Here is a 6,706-nt window from a genome sequence, read left to right as displayed (position 1 = left end):
GCACCTCCTGGGTTTGTTTGTGTCGCTACTCACATTCTACAGGAAAGGTGCTCTTTTTTCTATACCCTTTGGATTTTATTGGATAATCAACACGCCTGATAGCGTGTGATTCTTTCTTAATCTTATATTGTGTCAGAAGAGAAGTGTTCTTTGTTTGTGAACTTACGATAAAAGCAAGGGGGTTGAATATGCCTACGATTAAGGATGTGGCGCGATTAGCAGGTGTCACCGTAACAACCGTATCTCGTGTATTGAATAATCGTGGATATATTAGCGATGCAACCCGCAAAAAAGTATATCAGGCAATGGAAGAATTAAACTATCAACCAAATGAAATTGCTAGATCTTTGCATCGCCGACAATCAAAGTTAATAGGACTCATTATTCCAACTGTATCTCATCCGTTTTTCGGGGAATTATCGGGTTTCATTGAATATTATGCCCATTTAATGGGATATAAAGTGCTAATTTGCAATTCATTGCTCGATCGAAAAAAAGAAAAAGAGTATATCGAGATGCTCAAAAGCAATCGGGTAGACGGCATTATTATGGGGAGCCATACGCTAGAAGTGGAAGAATATATGAACTTAAATTATCCGATCGTCACATTTGATCGGCGCATTAGTGAAGAAATTCCTTATGTTTCCTCTGATAACTACGGTGGGGGGAAGTTGGCCACCCATTTGCTCATTCAAAAAGGATGCAAAAAAATTGCTCATATAAGCGGGAATTTACAGCTTCAATTGCTTGCCAATAAACGCTCACAAGCATTTATCGAATTAAGTAAAGAACATGGGATTGAATCGGTGATTGTTGAAACGGAACTGAATGTTTTTGACATCACTCAATACGAAGCGATGATTCGAAATTTGTTAGAAAAACACCCCGATATCGATGGTGTTTTTGCGAGTAGTGATGTCATGGCGGCCTATTTTATTCAAATCGGTTATTTCTTGAATAGACGGATTCCTGAACATATTAAAATTGTTGGATACGATGATATTAAGCTTGCTTCGTTATTTGTTCCGCCACTCACGACCATTCGTCAACCGATTGAAGAGATGGCGAAATGTGCGGTTGAATTGATTGTGAAGCAAGTAAACGAAGAGCCGTTTGAACGTGAGAATGTGTTTCCGGTAGAGTTGATCGAACGGTTGACGACGTGATGATGTAGGGAAGGTGTTGAAAGTGATAAACGTTTCAACACCTTTTTTGTAAGGTAAGAAAGTATAAAATGTTACAATTAGGTGGGGAGCTGTCTAGCTCCAAGCGCCATCGGTGTGATGCGATCCGCCCCTTCTTTCGGCGGCGACACATGGAGAAACTTCAGTGATTTTGCCCACGCAGAACCAAGCCGTGCTTGGTTCGAGCGCTCCTCGGTGGGGCTTGTGCGATCTTCGCCGATAGGCGGGCGCTTTGCGCTTTTCTTACAATATATCAATCGTTTAACATTTTTTATGTCAAACGATTGACATATTGAAACCGCTTTAATATAATCACGGTAAAAGTACAAATATTTTTAAAAAGAGGGGGAACTAATTTGAGCAAACTAAAAATGATGTCAGCCGCAGTATTATCTTTATCCTTACTGTTGGCAGGATGTGGGAATTCCGCGAAGGAAAGCCAACAGTCTGAACAAAAGAAAACCGCTAGTTCAGAAGTGAAAATTACGCTTTTGAATTCGAAAGGTGAAATTCAAGCACAGCTTGAAGAAGCAGCAAAAGAATTTAGCAAAGAAAATCCTGGAATAACATTAGAAGTAATTCCAGCTGCTGCAGGCCAGTCCCCATTTGAAAAGGTAACATCGATGTATGCATCTGGAAATGCACCGACAATTGCAATGGTGGATCCAGGTGATGTGAAAAAATTTGCCGATAAGGCGCTTGATTTATCAAAAGAAAAATGGGTGAATGATGCTATTGATGGCAGTTTAGATGATGCGAAGACAGAAGATGGAAAGATTCTTGCCTTCCCGTTTGCGGTTGAAGGATATGGTTTAATTTATAACAAAGCCGTTCTTGATAAAGCAGTAGGCGGAAACTTTGACCCTGCTTCGATTAAAACGAGAAAAGACTTGGCAGAATTAATCAAAAAAATTCAAAAAACAGGAGTAGCTTCCAATTTGTTATCTCCAATGGATTGGTCGTTAGGGGGTCATTATTTAACAATTGGTTATAGCGTACAATCAAATAAGTTTGAAGAAGTGGAAGCGTTTTTAACAAACCTTAAAGAAGGAAAAGAAGATTTGACGAAAAACGAAAAATTAAACGGGCTATTAGATACGTTTGATTTATTAAAAGAAAATAACATTAATAAGAAAGATCCGATGTCAGGAACGTATGAGCAAGGACCGGAGTTATTAGGAAAAGGAAAAGTCGGTCTTTGGTTTATGGGGAACTGGGCATGGCCGCAAATTAAAGGGTTTGATACAACAAACGGCAACTACGGTTTCTTGCCAGTGCCAATTAGCGATAATCCAGATGACTATGGTAACTCGCAAATCTCTGTTGGTGTAACGAAGCGCTTGATCATTGACAAAGAGCAAAACTCCCCTGAACAACAAGCAGCAGCGAAAAAGTTTTTAGAGTGGCTAGTATATAATGAAAAAGGGCAAGACTTTTTAGTCAATAAGGCGAGCATCATCCCAGCGTTCAAAAATATTACATTAGAGCCGCAAGATCCATTAGCAAAATCGATTAAAGCGTATATGAACAATAATAAAACGCTTCGATCGATGGTTACGCTTCCACCTGACCATTGGTCTCAAGTTGGTGCGTTCATGCAGCAATATTTAGACAATAAAATCGATCGAAAACAATTGTTGAAGCAAATTGAAGGTTACTGGAAATCACAACAATAATAGAGTTTTAGTTTATGTGGAATAACGGGTTTAGCCGTTATTCCACAACTTTTAGCAAGGAGATGACGATGAATGTCCAGTCAAAAATTTTTTGATAAATTGAAAATTCAGCTGTTATTCTCAGGACCCACATTGTTCGCTTTTTTTACCGTTGTTATTCTACCATTTTTATATGGAATTTATTTGACCTTCACTAACTGGGACGGAGTTTCGACAAGTCACTCGTTTGTCGGAATGAAGAACTATTTAGCGGTGCTAGATGACACTGCGTTTTGGACATCGCTGTATAAAACGATGAAATATGTTCTACTAACGGTTATTTTAATTAATGTCGTCGGGTTTTTTTTGGCGTATATGTTGACAACAGAAATTCGTGGAAAAAATTTATTTCGAGCGGGCTTCTTTACACCTAACTTAATAGGAGGCATTATACTCGGATTTCTTTGGCAGTTCATTTTCTCGAACGTACTTGTTTACATTGGCGAGCATTTTAAAATCGGCATTTTCTCCTCTTCGTGGTTGGCAGATCCGGACAAAGCGTTTTGGGCGCTTGTCATTGTGACAACTTGGCAATATTCTGGCTACATGATGGTCATTTATATAGCGGGATTAATGAATATCCCTAAAGAATTGTTAGAAGCAGCAAGCATTGACGGTGCGAACGCGTTTGTTCGGTTGCGGAAGATTATTTTGCCGCTGATGGTTCCATCGTTTATTGTTTGCGTGTTTTTATCTCTTCAAAGAGGGTTTATGGTGTATGATTTAAATATTGCGTTAACGAATGGAGGTCCGTATAAGAGCACACAGCTCGTGTCGATGTATGTGTATCAAAAAGCATTTTTATCACAAAAGTACGGATCGGGACAAGCAGAGGCGTTTGTTTTGTTTCTCATTGTAGCCATCGTTACACTGATTCAAGTGTATGTGAGCAAGAAGCGGGAGGTTGAAGCATGATGAACGTATCGAAGGCCTTAACGAAGATGGTGCGATATATCGTTTTAGTTATTTTTTTCTGTTTATATATTCTTCCATTCATATTAGTGTTGCTTAATTCTTTAAAGGAGCGAACGGAGATCATTTCCAATCCATTGTCCATACCTAAATCGATCAATTTTGCGAACTATTTAAGTGCCATGGAAAAGATGAATTTTGCGAATAGCTTTATGAATTCGTTGATCATTACAGTGTTTAGTGTAGCGTTGATTACGATTTTTTCAGCGATGACTGCTTATGTTTTTGTCCGTATTCAAAGTAAGTTGAATAAGTTTTTGTTTTTCTTAATGGTCGCTTCCATGATCATTCCTTTCCAAGCGATTATGATCCCGCTTGTCCAAATTTATGGATCGATTGGCTTTTTAAATAGCAAGTGGGCATTGATTTATATGTATATCGGGTTCGGTGCATCGTTAGCTGTTTTTATTTATCATGGATTAATTAAGAGCATTCCACTAGAATTAGAAGAGGCGGCGATGATTGATGGGGCATCACGCTTGCAAATCTTTTTTCAAGTTGTGTTTCCGCTGTTGAAGCCGACCACCATGACGATTGTGATTTTAAATGTTCTTTGGATTTGGAATGACTTTTTATTACCGTCCCTTGTTTTAATTAAGCCGGAAGAGCGGACATTGCCACTGTCTACGTTCTACTTTTTTGGGACATATTCTGTCGATTACGGATTATTAATGGCTGGGTTAGTAGTGACGATCATTCCAGTGATCATTGTTTACCTGTTTACCCAAAGATACATTATTCAAGGGGTTATGAATGGTTCAATTAAATGATGTAGAAAGGTTGGTTGCATTGTCTAGACATGAGGAAATGGTAAAGGAAGCAGAAAGACGAGTACAACAAGCAAAAGAAAAAATGGACAGCACGTATCGGTTAGCATACCATATTATGGCACCGGTTCACTGGATGAACGACCCAAATGGACTCATTCAATGGAACGGGGAGTACCATGTGTTTTACCAGTTCCATCCTGACAGTCCAAAGTGGGGGCCGATGCATTGGGGGCATGTGAAAAGTAAAGACCTTGTGCATTGGGAGCGTGTACCGATTGCGCTTGCGCCGAGCGAATGGTACGACGAAGGCGGCTGCTTTTCGGGAAGCGCGGTGAATGATAATGGAGTTCTCACACTTATTTACACCGGAAATGTTTGGCTGAATGAGGAGCAAACGGAATTGAAGCAATATCAATGTTTAGCGACAAGCAAAGACGGCATTCATTTTGAAAAAGACCCGGCCAATCCGGTACTTTCCGAGCCTCCGTTTGACTGCCAAGGTCATATTCGCGATCCAAAAGTGTGGAAACGTGGCGACGATTGGTATATGGTGCTCGGTACAAGAGAGGGGAATAACGGAAAAGTCGTTTTATACAAGTCGAAAGATCTGCGTCAGTGGGAATATGTCAACATCCTTGCACAGAGCGATGGTAGCTTAGGATATATGTGGGAGTGCCCAGATGTTTTTCATTTGAATGGAAAAGATGTATTGTTGTTTTCTCCGCAAGGCATCGAACCAGATGGCGATCGCTTTCAAAATCTCCATCAAATGGGCTACGTTGTCGGAACGCTTGATTATGAAACAGGAAAACTCGTGCATGGAGCGTTTGAAGAGCTTGATAAAGGATTTGATTTTTACGCAGCGCAAACGTTTGAAGATGAACGAGGACGACGAATTTTGTTCGGCTGGATGGATATGTGGGAGTCGTTTATGCCGACGCAAGAACACGGGTGGGCCGGAGCGTTAACCATTCCGCGTCTTTTGGAATTGACAGATGATGAGAAACTTTTGATGAAGCCGGTGCCGGAATTGCAGTTACTACGGGAAGATCACGTGCAGATGGAATCGATTTCAATTCGAGAAGGTACATATACGTTACCTGTGAAAGGCGACCGTTTAGAGTTGCTCGTCCGCTTTTCGTTAGCTGATTTTCAAGGGAACGCATTTGGTGTGAAAGTGCGTTGTGCGGAAGACGGAAGCGAAGAAACGGTTTTCTGCTATGATGTGAAAGACCGTACGGTGACGTTTGACAGAAACCGTTCTGGCCAAGGAGAGGGCGGCATTCGTCGAGCGGTGCTAGATGGACAGTTAGGAGATGTCATTACGTTTCATTTCTTTATCGATCGCTCATCTGTCGAACTATTTGTCAACGACGGTCGACTTGTCATGACGGGAAGAATATATCCTTCTGAAACGAGCCAAGGTATCGAACTATTTGCAGAAGGCGGGGATATTACGGTTTGTTCTATCGATGCATGGAAATTGAAAGATATTTGGGATGAACGGTAAGAGGCGGTTTTCTCTGCCTCTTTTTATCATGAACGGTGATTGTCCTCACATGAAAGGAATAATATAAAGTATAGCGAAAAAGCGAGCTGGAGGATAGCGATGGGGAGATTGATCGGTTATATCGTAGCGTATATCGTTATGGTTTTTGTAAATGTTTTAGCTGAGTGGCTTCCTTTGAATGGACAGACGACAGGGGAGATATCGCGAAAAGTAAATGTGGTATTTACACCGGCAGGGTATGTATTTTCGATTTGGGGTGTTATTTATACGTTGTTAGCCATTTGGATTTTGCGACAAATTCCTTCTTCACGGCGTCATCTATCCATTTACCGTCAAGCATTCGTTCCGTTTGTCATTAGTTGTATGTTCAATGCGTTATGGATTGTTGTATGGCATTATGAATATTTTGTTTTATCTGTTGTTGTTATGCTTGCTCTCCCTCTAGAAATGTTGATCTATCAAGGCTTTTCGGCCTCTCAGGGGTGTCCAAAAAATATTTTTCGACAAAATCCCTTACATCCTTTTTCAGTTTTGTGGATATCTTACAGACCTAGG

General features: G+C 40.5%; 5 protein-coding genes and 1 pseudogene. All 6 read left to right on the top strand.

Annotated elements, in window-relative coordinates; translation table 11 throughout:
• The first annotated feature begins 188 nt into the window (after positions 1–188).
• Entirely contained in the window at positions 189–1,166 is a 978-nt protein-coding gene (locus CV945_RS15795; RefSeq protein ID WP_100660138.1) for a LacI family DNA-binding transcriptional regulator, read from the top strand.
• Positions 1,167–1,540: 374 nt separating this feature from the next.
• A complete protein-coding gene (locus CV945_RS15790) occupies positions 1,541–2,860 on the top strand; it encodes an ABC transporter substrate-binding protein (protein WP_369827773.1) in 1,320 nt (439 codons plus the stop codon).
• Between the two features lie 72 nt (positions 2,861–2,932).
• Positions 2,933–3,814 carry a carbohydrate ABC transporter permease gene (locus tag CV945_RS15785; protein ID WP_100660137.1) on the top strand — a complete coding sequence of 294 codons (882 nt, stop codon included), beginning with the start codon at positions 2,933–2,935 and terminating at the stop codon, positions 3,812–3,814.
• Positions 3,814–4,641 carry a carbohydrate ABC transporter permease gene (locus tag CV945_RS15780; protein WP_100660140.1) on the top strand — a complete coding sequence of 276 codons (828 nt, stop codon included), beginning with the start codon at positions 3,814–3,816 and terminating at the stop codon, positions 4,639–4,641. The genes CV945_RS15785 and CV945_RS15780 overlap by 1 nt, the downstream gene beginning before the upstream one ends.
• Positions 4,625–6,151 (top strand): glycoside hydrolase family 32 protein, encoded by a 1,527-nt coding sequence (locus CV945_RS15775; protein WP_232722252.1) that lies wholly within the window; start codon positions 4,625–4,627, stop codon positions 6,149–6,151. The genes CV945_RS15780 and CV945_RS15775 overlap by 17 nt, the downstream gene beginning before the upstream one ends.
• A gap of 99 nt (positions 6,152–6,250) precedes the next feature.
• A pseudogene (locus CV945_RS15770) lies at positions 6,251–6,706 on the top strand (tryptophan-rich sensory protein); the annotation flags it as partial.

It is taken from the genome of Geobacillus sp. Manikaran-105 (genome assembly GCF_002809955.1).
In the GTDB taxonomy this organism is placed as follows: Bacteria; Bacillota; Bacilli; order Bacillales; family Anoxybacillaceae; genus Geobacillus; species Geobacillus thermophilus.
The sequence above is the reverse complement of the archived record's forward strand: the minus strand, read 5'-3'. Positions and strand labels throughout refer to the sequence as shown.

What these genes read in the sequence shown, in the direction of transcription:
- CV945_RS15795 (WP_100660138.1), top strand. Translation starts at nt 189, where the DNA reads ATGCCTACGATTAAGGATGTGGCGCGATTAGCAGGTGTCACCGTAACA.
- CV945_RS15785 (WP_100660137.1), top strand. Translation starts at nt 2,933, where the DNA reads ATGTCCAGTCAAAAATTTTTTGATAAATTGAAAATTCAGCTGTTATTC.
- CV945_RS15780 (WP_100660140.1), top strand. Translation starts at nt 3,814, where the DNA reads ATGAACGTATCGAAGGCCTTAACGAAGATGGTGCGATATATCGTTTTA.
- CV945_RS15775 (WP_232722252.1), top strand. Translation starts at nt 4,625, where the DNA reads ATGGTTCAATTAAATGATGTAGAAAGGTTGGTTGCATTGTCTAGACAT.